18 protein-coding genes are annotated in these 21,180 nt (G+C 70.2%); 11 read left to right on the top strand and 7 right to left on the bottom strand.

The features are described from left to right. Nucleotides 1-6 precede the first annotated feature (6 nt). Entirely contained in the window at nt 7-1,626 is a 1,620-nt protein-coding gene (locus ACFQVC_RS23185) for an ABC transporter substrate-binding protein (RefSeq protein ID WP_381833488.1), read from the bottom strand. Continuing rightward, the gene (locus ACFQVC_RS23180; protein ID WP_381833485.1) at nt 1,623-3,017 is read right to left on the bottom strand and encodes a serine hydrolase domain-containing protein; all 1,395 of its coding nucleotides are present in this window, start codon (nt 3,015-3,017) and stop codon (nt 1,623-1,625) included. The genes ACFQVC_RS23185 and ACFQVC_RS23180 overlap by 4 nt, the downstream gene beginning before the upstream one ends. A 235-nt stretch (nt 3,018-3,252) precedes the next feature. Between ACFQVC_RS23180 and ACFQVC_RS23175 the strand changes: the two genes are divergently transcribed. The 4 genes from ACFQVC_RS23175 to ACFQVC_RS23160 all read left to right on the top strand — a co-directional run bounded on the left by ACFQVC_RS23175 (nt 3,253) and on the right by ACFQVC_RS23160 (nt 7,623). Beyond that, nucleotides 3,253-4,755 (top strand): FG-GAP and VCBS repeat-containing protein, encoded by a 1,503-nt coding sequence (locus ACFQVC_RS23175; RefSeq protein ID WP_381833482.1) that lies wholly within the window; start codon nt 3,253-3,255, stop codon nt 4,753-4,755. 251 nt (nt 4,756-5,006) lie between these two features. Further along, nucleotides 5,007-5,234, top strand: coding sequence for a FeoA family protein (locus ACFQVC_RS23170; protein WP_381833479.1), 228 nt, complete (start codon nt 5,007-5,009; stop codon nt 5,232-5,234). Continuing rightward, nucleotides 5,234-7,351, top strand: coding sequence for a ferrous iron transport protein B (gene feoB, locus ACFQVC_RS23165; protein ID WP_381833476.1), 2,118 nt, complete (start codon nt 5,234-5,236; stop codon nt 7,349-7,351). Before ACFQVC_RS23170 ends, feoB begins: the two co-directional genes overlap by 1 nt. After that, entirely contained in the window at nt 7,348-7,623 is a 276-nt protein-coding gene (locus tag ACFQVC_RS23160; RefSeq protein ID WP_381833473.1) for a FeoC-like transcriptional regulator, read from the top strand. Before feoB ends, ACFQVC_RS23160 begins: the two co-directional genes overlap by 4 nt. A 44-nt stretch (nt 7,624-7,667) precedes the next feature. Here ACFQVC_RS23160 and ACFQVC_RS23155 read toward each other — a convergent pair whose 3' ends face one another. Beyond that, nucleotides 7,668-8,507, bottom strand: a complete 840-nt coding sequence (locus ACFQVC_RS23155; protein WP_381833470.1) for an alpha/beta fold hydrolase — start codon at nt 8,505-8,507, stop codon at nt 7,668-7,670. A gap of 77 nt (nt 8,508-8,584) precedes the next feature. Here ACFQVC_RS23155 and ACFQVC_RS23150 point away from each other — a divergent pair, with 77 nt between their 5' ends. Beyond that, nucleotides 8,585-9,064 (top strand): MarR family winged helix-turn-helix transcriptional regulator, encoded by a 480-nt coding sequence (locus tag ACFQVC_RS23150; protein ID WP_381833467.1) that lies wholly within the window; start codon nt 8,585-8,587, stop codon nt 9,062-9,064. A 54-nt stretch (nt 9,065-9,118) separates the two neighbouring features. On the opposite strand, the gene ACFQVC_RS23145 is transcribed toward ACFQVC_RS23150, so the two are convergent. Together ACFQVC_RS23145 and ACFQVC_RS23140 are read right to left on the bottom strand one after the other, a co-directional pair. Further along, nucleotides 9,119-9,736 (bottom strand): RDD family protein, encoded by a 618-nt coding sequence (locus ACFQVC_RS23145; RefSeq protein WP_381833464.1) that lies wholly within the window; start codon nt 9,734-9,736, stop codon nt 9,119-9,121. A gap of 66 nt (nt 9,737-9,802) precedes the next feature. Further along, nucleotides 9,803-10,648: a helix-turn-helix transcriptional regulator gene (locus ACFQVC_RS23140; protein WP_381833461.1), complete on the bottom strand. Its 846-nt coding sequence runs from the start codon at nt 10,646-10,648 to the stop codon at nt 9,803-9,805. A 108-nt stretch (nt 10,649-10,756) separates the two neighbouring features. Here ACFQVC_RS23140 and ACFQVC_RS23135 point away from each other — a divergent pair, with 108 nt between their 5' ends. Both ACFQVC_RS23135 and ACFQVC_RS23130 read left to right on the top strand, forming a co-directional pair. Beyond that, the gene (locus ACFQVC_RS23135; protein WP_381833459.1) at nt 10,757-11,128 is read left to right on the top strand and encodes a cupin domain-containing protein; all 372 of its coding nucleotides are present in this window, start codon (nt 10,757-10,759) and stop codon (nt 11,126-11,128) included. Nucleotides 11,129-11,992: 864 nt separating this feature from the next. Further along, the gene (locus ACFQVC_RS23130) at nt 11,993-13,273 is read left to right on the top strand and encodes a phosphatase PAP2 family protein (RefSeq protein WP_381833456.1); all 1,281 of its coding nucleotides are present in this window, start codon (nt 11,993-11,995) and stop codon (nt 13,271-13,273) included. A 101-nt stretch (nt 13,274-13,374) separates the two neighbouring features. Here the strand turns inward: ACFQVC_RS23130 and ACFQVC_RS23125 are convergent, their stop codons facing one another. Further along, the gene (locus ACFQVC_RS23125; RefSeq protein ID WP_381833453.1) at nt 13,375-14,484 is read right to left on the bottom strand and encodes an SPFH domain-containing protein; all 1,110 of its coding nucleotides are present in this window, start codon (nt 14,482-14,484) and stop codon (nt 13,375-13,377) included. Nucleotides 14,485-14,513: 29 nt separating this feature from the next. After that, nucleotides 14,514-14,951 carry an NfeD family protein gene (locus tag ACFQVC_RS23120; protein ID WP_381833450.1) on the bottom strand — a complete coding sequence of 146 codons (438 nt, stop codon included), beginning with the start codon at nt 14,949-14,951 and terminating at the stop codon, nt 14,514-14,516. A 310-nt stretch (nt 14,952-15,261) separates the two neighbouring features. Between ACFQVC_RS23120 and ACFQVC_RS23115 the strand changes: the two genes are divergently transcribed. From ACFQVC_RS23115 to ACFQVC_RS23100, 4 genes are all read left to right on the top strand, one after another. Further along, the gene (locus ACFQVC_RS23115; protein WP_381833447.1) at nt 15,262-16,392 is read left to right on the top strand and encodes a polyprenyl synthetase family protein; all 1,131 of its coding nucleotides are present in this window, start codon (nt 15,262-15,264) and stop codon (nt 16,390-16,392) included. Nucleotides 16,393-16,644: 252 nt separating this feature from the next. Beyond that, nucleotides 16,645-18,414 carry a hydroxysqualene dehydroxylase gene (locus ACFQVC_RS23110; protein ID WP_381833443.1) on the top strand — a complete coding sequence of 590 codons (1,770 nt, stop codon included), beginning with the start codon at nt 16,645-16,647 and terminating at the stop codon, nt 18,412-18,414. Nucleotides 18,415-18,432: 18 nt separating this feature from the next. Then, nucleotides 18,433-19,401: a 4-hydroxy-3-methylbut-2-enyl diphosphate reductase gene (ispH, locus tag ACFQVC_RS23105; RefSeq protein WP_381833441.1), complete on the top strand. Its 969-nt coding sequence runs from the start codon at nt 18,433-18,435 to the stop codon at nt 19,399-19,401. A gap of 8 nt (nt 19,402-19,409) precedes the next feature. Continuing rightward, entirely contained in the window at nt 19,410-21,176 is a 1,767-nt protein-coding gene (locus ACFQVC_RS23100) for a 1-deoxy-D-xylulose-5-phosphate synthase (RefSeq protein WP_381833930.1), read from the top strand. Nucleotides 21,177-21,180: the final 4 nt, after the last annotated feature.

The raw sequence follows: 21,180 nt of genomic DNA, 5'->3' as shown, positions 1-21,180 counted from the left end.
GGCCCCCTAGTCCGCGTACATACGGATCGAGGACGGGACGATCGCGCCCTGGCTGACCTGGAAGCGGGAGCCGTGGCCGAAGACCGGGGCGATGGAGTTGTAGTACGGCACCGCGTCGAGGCGTTTGATCAGTGCCGCCTCGGCCTGCTGCCACTGCGGGCAGCCCGCGGTGCCGACCTCGGCCGAGGCCTTCTGCGCCAGCTTCCGGTACTCGGCGTTGTCGACCCCGGCGAAGTTGACACCCTTCGGCGGCTTGGGCCCGGCCATGAACGGAACGAGCTGGGTGGGTGTGGTCAGCCCGACCGGCCCCATCGAGACATCCCAGTCGCCGGAGCCGAACAGCGCGCTGTTCAGGCCGGGGCTGTCCACCGGCTTCAGCTCGGCCTCGACGCCGAGGCTCTTCCATGTCTTCTGGACCAGCTCGGCGCCCGCGGCCATGGTCGGCCCCAACTGTGTGCCGTACAGCACGTTCAGTTTCAGCTTCTTGCCGTCCTTGGCCCGCACACCACCCGCGCCGGCCTTCCAGCCCGCCGTGACCAACTCCCGCTTCGCCGCGGCGAGATCACGCCCGGGAAGGTTGCCGGAGACCGCGTCGCCCGGACACACCGCCGGGTCGAGCGTGACCATTCCCCTGGACGGCTTCCCGGTGCCGTTGGTGATCACCTTGCCCAGGCCCGGCAGGTCAAGGGCCTGCACCAGGGCACGCCGCACCTGCACGTCCGCCCCGGGCCGGCCCGCGTTCTGGTTGAAGAACAGCTCGCCCACCGGGGCCTGCACGTCGGCGTGGAACAGCTTCCGCGCGGCCAGGCGCTTCTGCTCGGGGCCGACCACCGGCGCGGCGTTGAGCTCACCGGACAGCAGCAGGTTGGCGGCCGTGGTCTCGTTGGGGACCACCCGGATCGTCACCTTGTCCGGCAGTCCCTTCTGCGCGCGCTTCCAACTCCCCGGCCCCCAGGCGTAGTCCTTGCGCCGCGTGAGGGTGTAGTGGTCGCCCGCGACCGCCTCGGTCATGGTGAACATGCCGGTGTTGCTGCCCTTGCCGCCCTTGGCCAGGGCGGTGCGGTCCTTCAGTCCCTTGCCGCAGGCGATCGGCACCGAGCCGGCGTTGCGCAGCAGGAACGCGTCGGGCGCGCCGCTGGTGAGGGTGACCGTGCGCCGCTCGTCGTCGGCCCGCGCGGTGGAGCCGGGGGCGATCTGCACCCCGGCCAGCGGCGACTTGTTCTTCGGGTCGCCGATGTAGTTGAGGTTCGCGGCCACATCGCTCGCGGTCAGCGGCGAGCCGTCCGAGCAGGTGACGCCGGAACGCAGCGTGAAAGTGGCCGACTTGGTCGTCGCCTGCCACTTCTGCGCCAGACCGGCGACGGGCTCGCCCTTGCCGTCGAGGTGGACCAGCGGGTCGTACAGATACCGGTTGATGCCGATGGCGATCGACATCACTGTCTTCGCCGGGTCGAGGCCGCCCGGGTCGGAGCCGTACGCCATGGTGAACGTCTGGCCGTCGACCGGCTCCTGGCCCCCGCCGCCCGCGGCGGACCCGGACGAGCCGCCGCAGCCGCTGACCACGAGCACGGCGACCGCGACAATCGGCAGGCCGCGCCCGGCACCTCTCGCCACACCGCCGCTCATGCCGACACCCGCCGATCCGCCCGGCCGGTGTGCACATACAGCGCCCGGCCCTCTCCGTCGTCGCCGACGAAGGCGTGCGGCAGGTACATCCCGTCCTTCGGGGTGGCCGTCAGCAGCGTGTCACCCCGCATCGCCACCAGCTCGGTCTTCTCCGGCGCACCCATCAGCGCCGCCAACTCGCCCTTGGGCGTGCGCTCGACCCACACCCGCCCCTCGGGGTCCTGTGTGACCACCACGTCCGCGACGCAGGAGGAGTACGCACCGACATACCGCGAGGCGTCCACCGCCGTGCGCTCGCGCCCGGCACCGGGAGCGGGCAGCGGCGGCATCGTCACATCGGCGAGCTCACGCAGCACCCGCCCGACGATCTCGGTGTACAGCGGCAGCGGACTGCCGCCGTTGGTCAGTACGGCCACCGCCACCTGCCGGTCGGGCACCACCCGGAGGAACGCGGACTGCCCGATGGTGCCGCCGTCATGACCGATCACGGTCCGCCCGTCCCAGTCGAAGATCTCCCAGCCGAGCCCCCACGCGTCGCCGAGGATCCCCAGATACGGCAGTTCCACCTGACGCCGCTGCATCGCGGCCGCACTGCCCGCACTGAGCACTGCTGCGCCGTCCGGCCCCTTGCCCTGGTCGAGATGGAGACGGGCGAAGGCGAGAAGATCGCGCGCGGACGTGCTCAGCATGGACCCGGCAGGCGCGTTGGAGCGGGCGAGCGCCCACACCGGCGCCGGCTGCGGATCGGCGCCGGGCGCCGGGGTGAGATGGCCGACCGCCGCACGGTGGAGGATGGCCTCATAGGGGCCGTTGGCGGCATGGGCCAGGCCGAGCGGCGTGAACAAGTGCTCGCGCAGGCAGTCGTCGTAGGGCTTGTCCCGCAGCACCTCGATGATCCGGCCGAGGACGCAGTAGGCCGCGTTGTTGTACGAGAACATCTGCCCGGGTGCGAAGAGCTGGGGCACGTCGCCGAGCGTGGCCACGAACTTCTCCACGCAGTCGTCGCCCTTGCCGGTGTCGGTGAAGATGTCTCCCTCGAACCCGGCGGTGTGGCAGAGGAGTTGACGTACCGTGATCCGCCGTGCGGCGTCCCGGTCCGCGACGGCGAACTCCGGAAGGCAGCGGCACACGGGGTCGTCGAGATCCAGCTTGCCCTCGTCGACGAGCTGCATGGCCAGCGTCGCGGTCCACACCTTGGTGATCGACCCGATCTGGAAGAGGGAGTCGCGCGTCGCCTCCACGCCGGTGCTCCCGCTGAGCGTCCCGGCCGCGCAGTCGGCCACCTCCCCATGCGCGTAGACCGCCACCGCCGCGGCGGGAACCCGGTGTTCGGCCAGCAGACCGGGCAGACGTTCCTGGATCAGGGCGCTGAGCTCGTCCAACGTCGACATACGGACTCCCACCTCCGAGGCATCGAATCGGTGATGTCCGGAAGGTAGGACAGCGCCGCGGCCGCAGCTTCGTCGTGGCCGACAAGAGTGACGGGGGGATTCATCGGGGGCTACGAAGAGGGCTGCGCAGGGGGGGGTGGACTCGGACGGTGGCCGTGCTCGGACGGGCAGCACGCCTCAGGTGTACAACCGTTCACCGCGGCCACTCGTCTTCCGCTGTGGAGATCCGTCCGTCATGGAGATCTCCGTGTCCCTCGCCAACCCCTGCCTCGCTGGAGGAACAGTGCGCCGCTCCGTCCTCGCCGCTCTCGCCGTCACGGCGTTCGCGACTCCCTTGGTCATCGCCGTGCCGGGCAGCGCGCACGCCGCGCCCGTCCCGCCGCGCAAGCCGGTCGTCGACTTCAACCACGACGGGTACGCGGACCTGGTCATCTCCGGGCCGCAAGGGGGTGGTTCGGGGGATCAGCAGGCGACGGGCTATGTGAGCGTCGTGTACGGCTCCGCGTCAGGCCCCGACAAGGCCCGTGCCGTCACTTTCAGGCCCGGCGTCGGCGGGGTACCGGGGCAGGGCGGCCAGACTTCGGGCTTCGGCTGGAGCCACGCCGCCGCCGATCTGGACGGCGACACGTACACCGATCTCGTCGTCGGCGGCCTGGGCGACCGGCCTGTCGTGCTGTGGGGTGCCGAGGACGGCCTGACGGGCGCGGGCAGCGTCGAACTGCCGCCGCTCACGGGCGGCCAGGCAGGGGACTTCAACGGCGACGGACACATGGACCTGGTGTCGGGTGAATTCCCGCCGGACGACGACCCCAACGACGACGAGTCGGGCATGACCGTCTCGTACGGACCCTTCACCCGTGCCGGCAAGCCCGCCCGGCTGGACTCGATCCAGACCGGCAACGAGTACTACGGACCGGGCGACTTCATCGTGGGCGACCTGACGGGCGACGGCGTCGACGACCTCGTGACGAGCCACGGCTTCGAAGAGACGGCGTACAGCAGCAGCTTCTGGAAGGGCGGCAAGGACGGCCTTCCGCACGCGGAGACGAAGAGCATCGCGTCCACCGACGGTGGCACCATCGCCGACGTCAACGGTGACGGCTACGGGGACCTCGTGGTCCGTGACAACGGCACCAACAACGACGACAACTCCATCGAGGCGGGCACCCTCCGCATCGAGTACGGCAGCACGGCCGGCCCCGACTCCGCGCACGCCAAGAAGATCACGCAGGACACCCCGGGCGTCCCCGGTGTGAGCGAGGGCGACGCCTCCGGCACGTACGACGGCGACCAGTTCGGCTACTCCCTCAGCGCCGCCGACGTGACCGGCGACGGTATCGCGGACATCGCGGTCGGCATCCCCGGCGAGGACATCAAGCCGGGGGCGACGAACATCAAGGACGCGGGCAGCGTCGTCCTGCTCAAGGGCGCCAAGGGCGGTGTGACCGGCGCCGGTTCGCAGGCCTTCACCCAGTCGACGGACGGGGTGCCGGGAGCCTCGGAGGCGCGTGACGGGTTCGGTCACACCGTGCTGCTGCGGGACGTGGACGGCGACAAGAAGGCGGACCTGACGGTCGGCGTGCCCGAGGAGGACGGGGCGTACGCGGCATCGGGCGCGGTGTGGGTGCTGCGCGGAGCCACCGGCGGGCTCACCACCACGGGCATCGACTCGTTCGGGCCGAAGAGCATCGGGGCACCCGAGAAGGGCGCGCAGTTCGGGTGGTGGCTGGGCCGCTAGCCCGCGGAGGCCGGAAGGGAAGAGGCCTCCGGGGAGGGAAAGGCCCCCGGGAAGGGAAAGGCCTCCGGGGAGGGAAAGGCCTCCGGGGAGGGAAAGGCCTCCGGGAAAGGTAAAGGACTTTCCAATAAGGGTCGGGTCAATAAGCGAGCAGGGGGCGAAGGGCCTCCGGCCGGGTGTCCTTTGCCGCCTGATCCAACGGTCGGCCAAAGTTAGGGTTACCTAATCCACATACCTATGGAAGAGGTAATTCCGTGCCCTCCCTCAATGACTGCCGTCCGGGAACCACCGTCCGTATGGCTGGAATTGAGAACCCGGAGGGCGGCACCACCGCACGGCGCAGACTGCTTGAATTCGGGTTCGTGCCGGGCGCCGAAGTCACTGTCATCGCCCGGGGCGCCACCGGCGGGCTGCTCGTCGGTGTGGGCGAGGCCCGCGTCGCCCTCGACTTCCGCACTGCCGCCGGGCTGAGGCACCGGTGATGGCGGCTTCCTGTCACGGCGGCACGGCCGTACTCGACCATGGGCCCGCGACCGGCATGACGGCCCGGCTGATCGCCCTGGTCGGCAATCCGAACGTCGGCAAGTCCACCGTATTCAACGCCCTGACCGGCGCCCATCAGCACGTCGGCAACTGGCCGGGCAAGACCGTCCAGGTCGCCCAGGGATCCTGGCGCATCCCGGGCGAAGCCCGGCTGCGGGTCGCCGATCTGCCGGGCACATACAGCCTGCTGCCCGACTCCCCCGACGAGGAGCTGGTCCGAGATCTGCTGACCGCCCCGGCCGGCGAGCGGCCCGACCTGGTGCTCTTCGCCCTGGACGCGGCGAACCCGGCCCGCAATCTGTATCTGCTCTCGCAGGTACTCGATACCGGGCTGCCGGTGGTGGTCATGCTGACCATGACCGATATCGCCGCCAAGCGCGGCACGGAGCCGGACCCCGAGGCGCTGGCCCAGGCGCTCGGACTGCCCGTCGTGGCCGTGACCGGCCGCAGCGGCAAGGGATTCGGGCCGCTCGCCGAGGCTGTGCGGCGGGCGCTCGCCGCGCCCGTCGAGGCGCCCGCCTGGTATCGCGGGACGGACCTGGCGCGCACGGTCGATCCGCTGGCCGAGGCCGCCGCCGGGCAGCCGGGACCCGCCCGCTGGCTGGCCCTGACCCTGTTGTGCGGTGAGCGGGTGCCGGGCACGGCGGAGCAGCTGACTGTCGCGGCGGCGCGGGCCGCGGACGAGCTCGCGCGCGCCGACACGGACGGCGCCGACGCCGAGCTGCTGATCGCCGAGGCCCGTTACACCTGGTCGCACCGGGTCCTGGAACAGGCGGTGCGCGGCCCCCTGGCGTCACGGGCGACGGCGAGCGACCGGGTGGACCGGCTGCTCCTTTCGAAGTGGTTCGGCATTCCCTTCTTCCTGGCCGTGATGTGGGGCGTCTTCCAGGCGACCACCACCCTGGCGAAGCCGCTGCAGGACGGGCTCGGCGCGTTCGTCTCGGGTCCCGTCAGTGACCGTGCGCAGAGCTTCCTCGACGCCCTGCACGCGCCGGACTGGCTGTCGGGGCTCCTGGTGAACGGCGTGGTCAACGGTGTGGGCCAGCTGCTGACCTTCGTGCCGCTGATGGTCATCATGTTCCTGCTGCTCACGCTCCTGGAGGACTCCGGGTACTTCGCGCGGGCCGCGTTCGTCGCCGACCGGGCGATGCGCGCGCTGCGGCTGCCGGGGCGGGCGTTCCTGCCCCTCGTCGTGGGCTTCGGCTGCAATGTGCCGGCGCTTGCGGGCACCCGGATCCTCAAGCAGCGCTCGCACCGCCTCCTGGTGGGACTGCTGATCCCGTATATGAGCTGCACGGCGCGGCTGACCGTCTTCGCGATGATCGCGGGCGTGTTCTTCGGCTCGAACGCGGGCACCGTGATCTTCATCCTGTACGTGATGTCGGTGGCGCTCGTCGTGGTGATGGGCCTGATCCTGCGGCCGTTGCTGTTCAAGGACATGAAGCCGGAGCCGCTGGTCCTGGAGCTGCCGCCGTACCGGCTTCCGACGCTGCGGGTGACCGGCACCCAGGTGTGGCAGCGCACGGCGGCGTTCCTGAAGACGGCGGGCGGCATCATCGTGGCGACCGTCGCCGCGGTGTGGCTCCTGATGGCCGTCCCGGCGGCCGCGGGGGCCGGGCACTTCGGTGAAGTGCCGGTCGAGCAGAGCGTGTTCGGCACGGTCACCGAGACCATCGCGCCCGTCATGGCCCCGGCCGGTTTCGGCGACTGGCATGCCTCGGCGGCGCTGACGACCGGGTTCGTCGCCAAGGAGGGCGTCGTCTCGACGGTCGCGCAGACCTATGGGGGAGACGAGGACAACGACGCCGCGGTGGGCGGGCAGGCGCTCTCGCAGCAGCTGCACGACACCTTCGAGCACTCCTCGGGAGGGCACGCGGACGCGGCGGCCATGGCCTTCCTCGTCTTCATCCTCGCGTACACGCCCTGTATGGCGACGCTCGCCGCCCAGCGCGTGGAGATCGGAACGCGCCTGACGCTGATCGGTCTCGGGGTGCAGCTCGTGGTGGCGTGGCTGCTCGCCGTGGGCGTGTTCCAATTCCTGAAGGTGTTGTCGTGAGCGCCGGACTGCGGGACTTCCTGCGCGAGTTCGAGCAGGCCCGGCCGGGCATGGGTCTTGCGGTGATCGCCCGCAGCCTCGGTATCACCGTCGACGAGGCGCGCGCGATGGCGGATCACTGGGTGCGCAAGGGGCGTATCGAACGTGAATTCGTGGGAATGCCGGACTGCTCAGGCTGCGTCTTCGTCTCGCGGGGGTGCACCGACTGCCCGTCGACGTCCGGCGGTTCACCCCTCATCCGGCTCACGCTTTCCCGGGACGGGAAAGAATAGGAGACGCTGAAAGGCGTCGCTATGGCCACCGCAAGGAACGGTGCTCAGGCCAGGAATCTCGTCAACAGCCGGTTGAGTTCAGCGGGTTGCTCGGTGGGAAGGGTGTGGTGGGTGGCGTTGGGCAGGACGGCGATGTCGGCCTCGGGCAGGAGGCGACGGGCCGCGGCCGCCGCCCGCCGCACGTTGTGGACCCGGCTGTGTCCGGCCAGGAGCACCAGGGCCGGAACGGCGCAGGCCCGCAGATCCCGCGACCGGGGGCGTCGCATGGCTACGACCTTCGACCGCCGGGCAGTGGCGGCACTGTCCAGGAACGCCTGCCAGACCGGGTCTTCCGGCATGCGGCCGGTTTCCCACCGGTGGAAGGCCCGCCACCGCTCGGAGGTGGGCTTGAGCAGCATCGGCAGTGCCCGCGCGAGGTAGCGAAAGCTCATCCCCGCAAAGCAGTTCGTCGGGTCGAGCAGCGCGATCCGGCCGAGCCGGTGGGGTGCGTGCAGCGCGTACGTCAGGGCGATCCAGGCGCCGTAGGAATGACCGCACAGGTGCGCACCGTCCAGGCCGAGCCCGTCGAAGAGCGCGTCGAGCCACGCCATCAGGTCGCCCGGGCCGCGCAGTTGGGCCCCGTCGTGTGTGCTGCGGCCGATGTCGCCCATCACGTCGACGGCGTACACCCGATGGTCGCGGGCCAAGTCCCCGATGTTGGCGAACCACGTCACCGAAGTCGTCCCGCCGCCGGGCAGCAGTACGAGCGGGGTGCCGCCCTCGGGACCGCAGACCTGGACCCGTGTGCTGCCGTAGGGGCCGGGCACGTCGGCACTGTGGACCTTCACGGGCCACTGGCTCAGGACGGCGTCGTACGCCGCGAAGAAGGTCGCTTCGTTCCCCATGACTGCCGCCCGTCCCGTCTATGATTTCTCGACGATCGAGTACCTCGGTCATCGAGATAATAGCTTCGGAGGGGCGCGTGGACGACCAGAAGCCCGGCCTTCAACTGGTTCATCTGCTGCGGGCCGTCACCGTGGAACTGGACCTTTTCGCCGCCGAGTTCGCAGGCCGGAACGGTCTGCATCCCACCGATGTGCGTGCGCTGATCCACCTGCTTGACGCCGGCCGGGAAGGCGTCGACGCCACACCAGGGTGGCTCGGCGCACAGTTGGGCGTGAACTCGGCTTCGACCACGGCCTTGATCGACCGCTTGGAACGACTGGAGCTCGCCCGCAGGGAACGCGACACCCGCGACCGCCGGCGGGTACTCCTGACCGTTACGGACAAGGCCGTCGCCACGGGCTGGTCGTTCTTCGGGCCGCTGATCGAGGAGATGGTGACGGCGATGGACTCGTTCGACGAGAAGGAACTGGCCGTGGTGCGACGGTTCCTGCTGGCCATGCGGGATGTCACCGCCGCCGGGCGACGTACGCAGAGGGACGACACCACGGGGCGGTGACGCGGCCCGCAACCACCGGCCCGCAACCACCGGTGCCGAAGGCGCCTTGAAGCGTCAGGCCGGATACGGATCGAGCGGCACGTTCCGCTGCACCACGACGGTGTCGGCGAGCTTGTCGTGCAGGCACTGCTGCAGCGGCTTGTCCCAGCAGCACCACAACGGATTGAGGAAGCTGAGCACAGGGACGATGTGGGCGACGAGCCACATGAACTCCCGCGCCAGCACCCGCCAGTACGTCAGGTCCTTGTCCGGATCGCTGCGCACCACGCGCAGCCCGCACAGCCGTTTGCCGAGCGTGGTGCCGTACATCAGGATGCTGAACGGAAAGACGCACAGAAACGTCAGCAGCAGCCAGCCGAGCAGAAGGATGGTCTGCGCCGCGCTGGCGGTGTCCGTGGCCGGCATCAGCGGGATGGCCACCGCCATGTGACAGGCGATCCAGAGGATCAGGTCGATTATTCGCGCCCCGAGCCGGGCCCCGCGCCCGGCCAGGGCCTGCGGAGGAATCTTCGCGAACTGCACCGACTGGTACACGTAGCCGGGTGGCTGCCCGGGACCGTGCTGAACCCATGCGTAGGTCTGCTGCGCCCCGTTGTGAGGGGGCTGAGGGGGCTGAGAGGCGTGCGGGGCGTGCGAAGGCTGCTGTGGCGCGGAGTGCGAATCGTGCTGCATGGCCCGCAGCTAATCATCAGGCCGCGTGGGCCTGATGACCCCGCCCCTGTTTTCCGCAATGCGGAACTAGCGACGCCTGGTCCGGCCCCGGGATGTGTCGGGACGGGCGCGAGGGCGCTGGTAGCGCGCGGGTGTGGTGCCCACATGGCGGGTGAAGTGCCGGTTCAGATGGGCTTGGTCGTGGAACCCCACGGTGACGGCGACTTCGGTGGGCCGGTGGCCGTCGAGGAGGAGCCGGCGTGCTTCCTCGATGCGCCTGCCGGTGAGGTAGGTGTGGGGCGGCAGGCCGTAGGTCTGCTTGAAGCAGCGGACCAGATGGGTGGGGTGGGCGTGCAGGAGAGCGGCGGCTTCGTGCAGGGATATGCCGGTGCGTGTCCGTGAGTCCAGGAGTTCCCGCAGCCCGGCGGCGAGCCGGTTCGCCTCGCGGCCCGGTGCGCGGGGCTTGAGCGCGTCGAGGTGGAAGTGGAGCCGTTCGCGGACGAACGAGAGCCGGGACTCGGCCTCGAACCCGTCTCCGGCATGGGCGAGCGCGGCGTGCAGCCGGTCGATCCGATCGCGCAGCGGCCCGTCCCGGAGAATCGGGGCGTCCACCGCTCGGCCGGCCAGATGCCGCGGGAGCACGGAGTCGTCGAGGTAGAGGTTGCGCTTGCGGAAGCCCGACGCCGTGACGGTCCGGCCGTCGTGGGGGACACCTGGAGGCAGCAGAAGGACCCCGGCGCTGCCGGTCGCTCCGTGACGGTGGCGGTCGAGTGCGAAGTCGACCGCGCCGTCGTCGAGGATCATCAGGTCCCACGTGTCATGGGTATGGGCCGGGTACGCGTGGTCGGTGAAGTGCGCGTGGAAGACCTCGGCGATCCCCGGGATCGACGGCCGCCAGGCGCTGATGGACGTGTGGGCTCGGTTTCCGGCCATGTCAGGAACGTACAAGACCGCTGAAATCCCGGTGCGGCAGGCTCGTGACACCGGCCGGGAGCCCCGTGAGACCGCTCCCGGCCGCTCAGTCCTGAGGAAGGTTGCCGTATGCCGGAGTCCGCTGTTCCCGTCAATCTCGCCGACAAGCTGTCGCAGTTCAGTGAGTTGTGGTCGCAGAAGAAGGTGGCCGCGCTCAACGACTACGAGGTCAAACTGGCCAAATTGAAGGGGGAGTTCGTCTGGCACAGCCACGAGGACACCGATGAAATGTTCCTCGTCATCAGCGGACGGCTCACCATCCAGCTCAGGGACGGCGATGTGGTCCTTGGACCGGGAGAGCTGTTCGTGGTGCCCCGTGGAGTCGAACACTGCCCCGTGGCGGACGAGGAGACCGCCATCCTGCTGCTCGAACCGGCGGGAACGCTCAACACCGGTGACGCGGGAGGGCCGAGGACCAGGGCGGCCGAGATGCTCAGCTGACATACGGAGGTTCGCGGCGTGGTCCAGCGAGCTGAGCGCAGAGGACATTCTCGTAGCTGGGTGACGGCCGCCGCGACGACGGTCACCGCCGCGGCCGTGGCAGTCGTCGGCTACCAGACCCTGGGCCCCGCACCGCAGCCGGCGTATGGGCTCACCCCGCCCCCGCTCACCTACCCGGATTCCGCGGAGGAGCCGGCAGCGGTCGTACTGGAGCGGGTGGAACGGCTTCCCGACGACAGACCGCTGCAGGGAGGCGCCGAGCACTTCGTACGGGGGGAGATCTTCGACCCGGCCGATGGAACTCGACGCCTACGAGACGGAACTGACCGAGGATCCCGGCGCATTGAAGGTCCGGGTGCCCGCCGTCATCCAGTACACGACGTTCCTGGAGAGCAGCTGCCGTCACACGGCATGCTCGACTCCGCGCAGAGTTGACACCTGGGATTCACTCGGGCTTTTCTCATTTCTACATCGTTCAGTTACACAGACGGCCGGGTTCGCCGGGCCGGTACACACCGGGGGGTCTTCGATGCGCACGCCACAGCCCGCACTCGCCCAGTGCCACCGACGCCAGGGGCCGATAGCCGGCACCCTCTTCCAGGGCTGTCGCAACGCGCCGCTCAGGTTTTCCGTCTTCTCCTGACGGTGGGGGAGGTGACAGCGCTTGGAGGTACGTCAACATCTCCGCCCGGGGAGCCAGTTGACCGGAACTCGCAGAAAAGCGTTGCTGCCCGGCCCGGCATGAAGAGTGATCCGACCAATCAATACCTAACAAACGACATAAAATTGACTAATACAATATCGCGGACATCTTCGCGAAAAGACGGCAAAGCGGACTGCCCTGTATGGCGTCGGCCACGGACAGTGCTGTGGGCCGCGGCGAGCGTGACGGCGCTGGGGTTTCTCGTCGCGCTGGAGATCACCGCACGTGGCTATGGCGTGCCGGGGCCGATCACCAACCAGGCACGCGAGGTGATCTTCGCCCCCAAGTCGGGGCCGCTGCTGTACGCCGGTATGGCGTTGATGATGGTGGTGCTCACCTGGAGGCAGCGGTTCATCGCGGCCGGCGCCGCGGTCGGCATCGACGTGGTCTTCTTCCTGGTGCGCTGGGCGGCCGACGCCAAGATGAACTTCGGCAACGGCGCACTGTGGGTGATTCTGGCCTGCGCGGTCATCGCCCTCACCCGCCGCAGCGGCAGCGATCGTGTGCTGCTCCTGAAGGGCGTCGGGCTCGGCCTGCTGCTTGTGGCCGGACGTAAGACGGGCGACATCTGGCTGCTCATCACGTCGAAGACCCAGCCGCTGGTGCTCGACCAGTACGTGGCGATGGCCGATCACGCACTGGGCAACCCGTCGTGGCTGGCCGGCCGCATCGTGGAGGCCACCGGCCCGATCGGCGCCCATGTGCTGGACTACGTCTACATCCAGCTCGCGGTGGCCGCAGTCGCCGTCTCCCTGTACCAGCTGCGCAACGTGGCGGCCGAGCGCCGCTTCCCCGGCCACCATCTGGTGCGCACCTTTCTGGTGATCGGCCTCCTCGGGCCGGGCATCTACATGCTCTTCCCGGTGGTCGGACCGATCTTCGTCTACGGTGCCGACGGCGGTGCCTGGGCGGTGGCCGATCTGTGGCCGAACACGTTGCCGCCGATCAGCACGCCGCACCACATGCCGTTCGACGAGATCACCCCGCGCAACTGCATGCCCAGCCTGCACACGGCGTGGGCCACCGCGATCTTCATCCATTCCCGCAAGGGCCCGCGATGGCTCCGGTACGCAGGCACGTTCTGGCTGGTCTCCACGCTCGGCGCCACACTGGGCTTCGGCTACCACTACGGCGTGGACATCGTCACCGGCGTGATCTTCGTGGTCACGATCGACGCGGCCCTGCGCTCGCTCGAACGAGGCTGGGACAGGGCGGGAATCCTGCTGGTCGCCTACGGCACCACGGTCTTCACCGTGCTCCTGGTGGCCATTCGCTATGTGCCGATGGAGATGGCCAGGAATCCGCAGGTGTCCGGACCGCTCGTCATTCTGGCGATGGCCTCGGTCGTCTACTACTACGTACGCGTCACCAAACTGTGGGAACCGAAGGTCGCACCCCTGCGGCAGCCGGCACCGCAGCCCGAACTGGGGGCCGTCCCGTAGGCGCTCCGCCTCGGCGGCGGACGCGCGACGATGCGCGACGGCCCCGGCACCTCTCGCAGGTGCCGGGGCCGTCGCTTTTGCCAGCAAGCACCTGGGGTCGGTCAGTCGCCGGACGTCCGCCCCCGTCGCGACATCTGGGGCGACTTGGCGGCCTCCGCCTCCGCCTTGGCGTCATTCACCGCGGCGGCGGCCTGCTTCACGGCCTCGTCGGTGGCCGCGCCGGCGTCGGGTGGAACAGGTGAGCCTGCCTCGAGCGCGGGAGTCCGGTCCTCGTCCGAGGCGTCGTCGGCGTCGGCGGTGGCCGTTTCCTGAGGCGGCGCGGGCTTGGGCGGACCTGCCGTCGACTGGTCACCGAACGCGCTGGTGACGGTCCGGACGGCCTCGGTGAGCTCTCCCGGAATCACCCAGAACGTGTTGTTGTCGCTCTTCGCCAGGTGCGGGAGCGTCTCAAGGTACTTGTACGCCAGGATCTTCGGGTCGGCGTTGTTGCGGTGGACGGCCTGGAAGACGCGCTCCACCGCCTGCGCCTCGCCGTCCGCCCGCAAGATCATGGCTTGTTGCGTGCCCTGTGCCTCCAGGATGTCCTTCTGCTTCGTGCCCTCCGCCGTAAGGATCTTGGCTTGCCGCTCGCCTTCGGCGTGCAGGATGGCCGCGCGCTTGTCACGCTCGGCCCGCATCTGCTTCTCCATCGCTTCCTTGATGGTGTGCGGTGGATCGATGGCCTTGATCTCGACGCGGTTGACCCTGATGCCCCACTTGCCGGTGGCGTCGTCGAGGACGGTGCGGAGCCGGGTGTTGATCTCCTCGCGCGAGGTGAGCGTCTCCTCCAGGTCCATGCTGCCGATGACGTTCCGCAGCGTGGTCACGGTGAGCTGGTCGATCGCCTGCAGGTAGTCGGCGACCTCGTAGGCGGCCGCCCGCGGGTCGGTGATCTGGTAGTAGAGCACGGTGTCGATGTTCACCACGAGGTTGTCCTCGGTGATCACCGGCTTGGGGTCGGACGAATAGACCTGCTCGCGCACATCGAGCTTGGTGTTGATGCGGTCCGCCACCGGCATGACCAGGTTCAGACCGGGCTGCAGCGTCCGGCGGTACCGGCCGAACCGCTCGATGTTGTAGCGGCGCGCCTGCGGGACGATCCGCACCGTGGAGGCCACGAGGAAGACCACGACCATGGCCGCCACAAGAATGGGGATGACAAGTGGTTCCACGGTGCCTCCATCGCTACGTGTTCAGCCGTTCATGGAAGGAGTTCGCGGGGGTAGACGACGGCTGTGGCGCCGTCGATCTCCATGACATCGACCAGCGCCCCCACCGGGATCACCAGACTCTCGTCGAGCGCGCGGGCGGACCACTCCTCGCCGGAGAGCTTGACCAGGCCGCGGGTCGCCGTGACCTCCTGCATGACCTCGGCCCGCTTGCCGATCAGCGCATCACTGCCGTCGCGTGTGAGGGGTTGCTGTGCCATATGCCGCAGCGCGATGGGGCGGACGATGACGAGACCCGCCGCCGCTGCCACACCGAGCGCCACAAGCTGCCCGAGAACGCCGATGCCCACACCGGCGACCACGGCGGCGACCAACGCGGCGCCCGCCAGCAGCCCGAAGACCAGGGTCAGGGTGAAGAACTCCGCGGCACCCAGCGCCGCGGCGGCGAGCAGCCATGCGAACCACGGCATCGAATCGCCCTTCTATGGGGGCCTTCTTTACCACGCTACCTCTGGAAACGCCGGGCAGAACAGACACGGCAGCACTGCTTCTCGGTCGCCGACAGGTTTGGACTGATCAGCGGGGGGAGCGCTGCCTCGCTTCCGTTCCGCGCGTGACGCGCCGCTGCTGCGGTCCGGCCTCGCACGCGCACCGGACAGCTACCGCGCTCTTCGAGTACTCCCTCACCTACGGGGAGCGGACAGGTCCCATTAATCCAATACCGCCGGAGGACGGCTCATTAGCGTGAGGCCGATCAGAGCCACGCGGAGGGAGTCATTCATGGTCCGGTCCACCGCTGTGAGGCAGGGCGCTGTTCTGGATGTATCCCCGGCCGGGGATCGTGCCGAGGACTCGCTCGACGAGGCCGTCGGGCGGGCGCTGGCCGGGCTGCTGGAACGGCAGTTGGAGGCCCTCGAGTTCCTGGGGGAGCACACTCATTCTTTCGTCGAGCCACTGCGGCAGTTCGTGCTCGGCAGGGGGAAGCGGCTGCGTCCCAAGCTCGTCTACTGGGGCTACCGGGGGGCGGGCGGCCCTGCGGCGGGGGCCACGGCCCGGGCGGCGCTGCGCCTGGGCTGCGCGATCGAGTTGGTGCACGCGTTCGCGCTGATTCAGGACGACATCATGGACGGTTCCCGGGAGCGGCGGTTCAAGCCCGCGGTGCATGTGTCGTTCGAGAACCTGCACCGCCGGGAGCGCTGGCGGGGCGACCCGGCCCGGTTCGGTGAGGCCGCCGGACTGCTCGTCGCCGACCTGGCGTTCATCCTGGGCGACGCGGCGGTGACTGCCGCGGAACTGCCGCCCGCGCGCTCGGCCGAGGTCTGGCGAGTGTTCAACGAGCTGCGTCTGCATCTGACCGGCGGACAGTACCTCGATGTGATCCAGCCCTGCCTGGGGCGGCCGACGGAGCGGGAGGCCCGGCGTATCGCGCTGTACAAAAGCGCCCGGTACACGGTGGAGGGTCCGCTGCGCCTCGGCCACGCCGCGGCAGGCGGCCCCCTGGAACTCGCCGCGACGTACACGGCGTACGGGAACGGCCTCGGCGAGGCGTTCCAGCTGCGCGACGACGTACTGGGAGTGTTCGGCGACCCGGAGGTCACGGGCAAGCCGGCCGGTGACGACATCCGCGAGGGCAAGCAGACGATGCTGGTGCTGCTCGCCGGTGAACGTGCCGGCACCACGGGGCGCAAGCTGCTCGATGCCGCCCTGGGCCGACAGGACGTCACGGCCGAACAGCTGGACCAGGTACGCGAGTTGATCGTCCGTACGGGGGCGCTCGACGAGGTGAACCGGATGATCGACGAACTGGTCCTCCGGGCGAAGCGGGCGGTGTGCGCGGACGGCGCCCTGGAGGAGCCGGTCCGCGATGCCCTGGTGCGGCTGGCGGACCGCGCCGCGTACCGCGCCACGTGAGAGCCGCGTACCGCGCCACGTGAGACGCCTGCGGCGCTCGGCACCACGTGAGACGCCTGCGGCGCGCTCCGCACCACGTGGGACGTCTGCGGCGTTCCGCACCACGTGAGACCGGCATGTCGCGTACCGCGCCACCGTGAAGCGGGCCCGCAGTGCGCTGCCACACCAGTTCCCGATTCCGCGGCGTGGCCCCCCACTTGAGCGCCCCCTTGTCCGGCGCACGCCGACCGACCCTGACACAGGAGGCACCCCATGACTGTCTCTCGCCGCCAAGTGCTGAGCGCGGCCGCGCTGGCCGCGGGCGGCACTCTCACCCGGGCCCCGGCGGCGGCCCCGGCGGCGCTCTCCCGGTCCTCCGGGCGTTCCGTGGCCGTCCTCGGCGGCGGCGTCGCCGGCCTGACCGCGGCCCAGGAACTCGCCGAACGGGGCTTCTCGGTCACCCTGTTCGAGCGCAAGGCCCTCGGCGGCAAGGCCCGCAGCATGCCCTTCCCCGGCACCGGCACGGGGGGCCGCGACGACCTGCCGGGCGAGCACAGCTTCCGCGTGGTCTTCGGCTTCTACCGCAACCTCCCGGACACCCTGCGCCGCATCCCGTTTCCCGGCAACACCGACGGCGTGTACGGCAACCTGCGAGCGGGGACCGCGCTGCGCCTCGCGCTGACGGGAGGGCGGCGCAGCATCGTGCTGCCGTCCCGCGAGCTGGCCCGTCCCGGTGCGCTGACACCGGCGCTGCTTCTGAAGATCCTGGCCGGCATGGGGGAGGAGCTGCTGCATCTGCCGGCCCATGAGGCGGCATACTTCGCCAACCGGCTGCTCGTCCTGTTCAGCAGCAGTGAGGAGCGCAGGCTCGGCGAGTGGGAGCGGATCCCGTGGTGGCGGTTCCTGCGCGCCGAGGAGATGAGCTCCGACTACCGTCATCTGTTCGCCGTCGGCCTGACCCGCAACATCGTCGCCATGAAGGCCGAGGTGGCCAGCACCAACACCGTGGGAAAGATGGCCGAGGCCATCATCTGCAATCTGCTCGGCCTGGGATACCCCGACCCGGTCGACCGCGTACTGAACGCGCCCACCAATGAGGCATGGATCGATCCGTGGACCCGCCACCTCACCTCGTGCGGAGTACGGATCGCCCAGGGCTGCACGGTCGTCGGCCTGGAGTGCGAAGGGCGGCGCATCGTGGCGGCCACGGTGCGGGACGCGGCCGGCACCGCGCGGCGGATCACCGCGGACTGGTTCGTCCTCGCGGTACCCGCCGAGCGGGCCGCCGCCCTGCTCACCGCTCCGGTCCTCGCCGCCGACCCCCGGCTCGCCGGGATCGCCAGACTGCGCACCGAGTGGATGTCAGGGATGCAGTACTACCTGCGCCGGCCGGTCCGGATCACCCACGGACACACCCTGCACGTGGACACGCCCTGGGCGGTCAGCTCCATCAGCCAGGCCCAGTTCTGGCCGGACCGGGACTTCGCCGGTGACTACGGTGACGGCGCGGCCGTCGACTGCCTCTCGGTGATGATCGGCGACTGGGAGAGACCCGGGGTGCTGTTCGGCAAGCCCGCCGTGGCCTGCACACCGCGGCAGGTGGCCCAGGACACCTGGGCCCAGCTCCAGGCATCGCTCAAGGGTGGAGGAGAGGATCCCCTGCCGGACGGCATCGTGCACTCCTGGTTCATCCCGCCCACGATGAGCGGCCTCGGCACGCCCCACGCCCGGCACGACGAACCCTTGCTCATCCACCCCACCGGCACCTGGGACAACCGTCCCGACGCCGCCACCGCGCTGCACAACCTGTTCCTGGCGGGCGACTACGTACGGACCGGGGTGGATGTCGCGTCGATGGAGGGCGCCAACGAGTCCGCCAGAGCAGCGGTCAACGCACTGCTCGACGCCGCCGGTTCACCGGCCGGGCCCTGCCGGGTCTGGGACGTGTACCGCCCGCCCGAACTGCAGGCACTGCGGGACATGGACGCCCGCCGCCACCGCCTCGGCCTGCCCAACATGTTCGACCTCACCCCTTCGACCTGACCCGAACAAGGAGTTGCGATGAGCGACGACACGAAGCTGGTGCTCCTGGCGGAACCGCGAGGCTTCTGCGCCGGCGTCGACCGTGCCATCGGCGTGGTGGAGGCCCTGCTCGCCCGGCACGGCCCGCCCGTCTACGTCCGCAAGCAGATCGTGCACAACCACGATGTCGTACGGCGTCTCGAGAGCAGGGGCGCGCGGTTCGTCGATTCGGTGCAGGAGGTGCCTCGGGGCATGCTGTGCGTACTCTCCGCGCACGGCGTGGCACCGTCGGTGCGCGAACGGGCGGCCGAGCGCGGGCTGCGCGTCATCGACGCGACCTGCCCCCTGGTGGCCAAGGTGCACCAGGAGGCACGCCGCTTCGCCGCCCGCGGGCGGCACATCCTGCTGATCGGTCACGCGGCGCACGAGGAGGTCGAGGGAACCGCTGGGCAGGCGCCGGAGCTGACCACCGTCGTCGAGTCCCCCGAAGCGCTCGAACCCCTGCTCAACAGCGGGGATTCGGCGCTCACCGCGGACACCCCCGTGGCCTGGCTGACCCAGACCACGCTCTCCCCGGAGGACACCGGCCCCGTGCTCGACGCGGTCCGCGAACGCTTCCGCGACGTCCGGGGCCCCGCGAGCGAGGACATCTGTTACGCCAGCCTGAACCGCCAGAACGGTGTGCGGCGACTGGCCGTCCGGTGCGACGCGGTCCTTGTCGTCGGCTCGGAGAACTCCAGCAACGCGCGGCGGATGGTGGAGGTCGCCCGGACCTGCGGGGCCCCCGCGCACCTCGTACCGGACGCCGGGCACCTCGATGAGCGCTGGCTGCACCACGTGTCCGTGGTCGGGGTGAGTTCCGGCGCCAGCACCCCGGAGAGCCTCGTCGACGAACTCCTCGCGCGGCTGCGGGCGCTGGGATACGGCCGTACCGAGCACGTCGCGGTGGCCGAGGAGAGTGTGGCCTTCGCGCTACCCCCGCTGCGTTCGACGGGAGACACACCATGAACGAGCACATGGGCGTGCTGGAAACGATCACCGGTCCGAACGACCTGCGGATGCTGGACACGGCGCGGCTGCCGCAGCTGGCCGAGGAGATCCGCCACTTCCTGATCACCAAGGTGGCGCGTACGGGAGGCCACTTGGGGCCGAACCTGGGCGTCGTGGAACTGACGATCGCCCTGCACCGGGTGTTCGCCGCGCCACAGGACCGGATCCTGTGGGACACCGGCCACCAGGCCTACGTCCACAAGATGCTCACCGGCCGGATCGCCGGGTTCGACCGGCTGCGCCGGCGCGGCGGGCTCTCCGGCTACCCCAGCAGCGCGGAGTCCGCGTACGACCTGATCGAGAACTCCCATGCCTCGACCGCGCTGTCGTATGCGGACGGCCTGGCCAAGGCCGAGCGGCTGCGCGGCCGCCACGGGCGCGCCGTCGTGGCGGTCGTGGGCGACGGGGCGCTGACCGGCGGCATGGCCTGGGAGGCACTGAACAACATCGCCGCGGCGCCGGACCGGCCGGTGATCGTCGTCCTGAACGACAACGGCCGGTCCTACGCGCCCACTTCCGGCGCCATCGCGCAGCGGCTCGCCCTGCGGCCCGCGGCGGGAGGCTTCTTCGCCGGACTCGGCCTGAGCTATATAGGGCCGGTCGACGGACACGACATCGCCGCTCTCGAAGCCGCCCTGCGGGAAGCGGCGGGCCTCGGATGCCCCGTGGTCGTGCACTGCCTCACCCAGAAGGGCCGCGGCTACCGGCCCGCAGAGCTGGACGGGACCGACCGCTTTCACACGGTGCGCCCCCTCGACCCAGCCACCGGCAGGCCGCTGCACACCACCGGACGGTCATGGACCTCGGTGTTCGGCGAGGAACTGGTCGAACTCGGCGCGGAGCGGACGGACATCGTGGCGCTGACCGCGGCGATGCTCGACCCGACCGGCCTTGGCGCCTTCGCGGCGAAGTTCCCCGACCGCGTCTTCGACGTGGGCATCGCCGAACAGCACGCGGTCGCCTCGGCGGCCGGGCTCGCCCTGGGAGGCCTGCACCCGGTCGTGGCCCTCTACGCGACCTTCCTCAACCGCGCCTTCGATCAGCTGCTCATGGACACGGCCCTGCACCGCTGCCCGGTGACCTTCGTTCTCGACCGGGCCGGGGTCACCGGCGAGGACGGGCCCTCCCACAACGGGATGTGGGACCTGTCCGTACTCCAGGTCGTCCCCGGACTGCGGATCGCCGCACCCCGGGACGCGCGCACCCTCAAGGACCGGCTGCGCGAGGCGGTCGCGGTGACCGACGGGCCGACGGTGGTGCGCTTCCCCAAGGGCGACGCGGGCCCGGACATCCCCGCGGCCGCCACCACGGACGGCCTCGCCGTGCTGCGCCGGACCGGAGCCGAGGACGTGCTGATCGTCTCGGTCGGGGCGATGGCCCGGCCGTGTCTGGAGGCCGCAGGGCAACTCGCCGACCACGGCAAGGGCGTGACCGTCGTCGACCCGCAGTGGGTGAAGCCCGTCAGCGCGGCCCTGATCGCGCTCGCCGCCCGGCACCGGCTCGTGGTCACCGTGGAGGACGGCTGCCGGGCGGGCGGCGCCGGAAGCGCCCTCGCCGACGAGATGCGCACGGCCGACGTGTGGACTCCCGTACGCACTCTGGGGATACCGCCGAGGTTTCTGCCGCACGGCAAGCGCGCCGAGGTGCTCCTGGAGTGCGGACTTTCAGCGGCCGACATCGTCCGGTCGGCCACGGAGCCGGTCGTTCGGCCCCTGCCCGCGATGGTGGGGTGAGGAC

Origin of the sequence: Streptomyces monticola, from assembly GCF_042665355.1 — a bacterium.
GTDB lineage: Bacteria > Actinomycetota > Actinomycetes > Streptomycetales > Streptomycetaceae > Streptomyces > Streptomyces monticola.
Note: the sequence above shows the minus strand (reverse complement) of the source record. Positions and strands in the feature narration are given on the sequence as shown.

Coding starts and splice junctions, on each gene's coding strand:
- ACFQVC_RS23185 (WP_381833488.1), bottom strand. CDS start 1,626: ATGAGCGGCGGTGTGGCGAGAGGTGCCGGGCGCGGCCTGCCGATTGTC.
- ACFQVC_RS23120 (WP_381833450.1), bottom strand. CDS start 14,951: ATGCCGTGGTTCGCATGGCTGCTCGCCGCCGCGGCGCTGGGTGCCGCG.
- ACFQVC_RS23140 (WP_381833461.1), bottom strand. CDS start 10,648: ATGGCCGGAAACCGAGCCCACACGTCCATCAGCGCCTGGCGGCCGTCG.
- ACFQVC_RS23100 (WP_381833930.1), top strand. CDS start 19,410: ATGGGCGTGCTGGAAACGATCACCGGTCCGAACGACCTGCGGATGCTG.
- ACFQVC_RS23180 (WP_381833485.1), bottom strand. CDS start 3,017: ATGTCGACGTTGGACGAGCTCAGCGCCCTGATCCAGGAACGTCTGCCC.
- feoB (WP_381833476.1), top strand. CDS start 5,234: ATGGCGGCTTCCTGTCACGGCGGCACGGCCGTACTCGACCATGGGCCC.
- ACFQVC_RS23110 (WP_381833443.1), top strand. CDS start 16,645: ATGACTGTCTCTCGCCGCCAAGTGCTGAGCGCGGCCGCGCTGGCCGCG.
- ispH (WP_381833441.1), top strand. CDS start 18,433: ATGAGCGACGACACGAAGCTGGTGCTCCTGGCGGAACCGCGAGGCTTC.
- ACFQVC_RS23155 (WP_381833470.1), bottom strand. CDS start 8,507: ATGGGGAACGAAGCGACCTTCTTCGCGGCGTACGACGCCGTCCTGAGC.
- ACFQVC_RS23145 (WP_381833464.1), bottom strand. CDS start 9,736: ATGCAGCACGATTCGCACTCCGCGCCACAGCAGCCTTCGCACGCCCCG.
- ACFQVC_RS23135 (WP_381833459.1), top strand. CDS start 10,757: ATGCCGGAGTCCGCTGTTCCCGTCAATCTCGCCGACAAGCTGTCGCAG.
- ACFQVC_RS23175 (WP_381833482.1), top strand. CDS start 3,253: ATGGAGATCTCCGTGTCCCTCGCCAACCCCTGCCTCGCTGGAGGAACA.
- ACFQVC_RS23115 (WP_381833447.1), top strand. CDS start 15,262: ATGGTCCGGTCCACCGCTGTGAGGCAGGGCGCTGTTCTGGATGTATCC.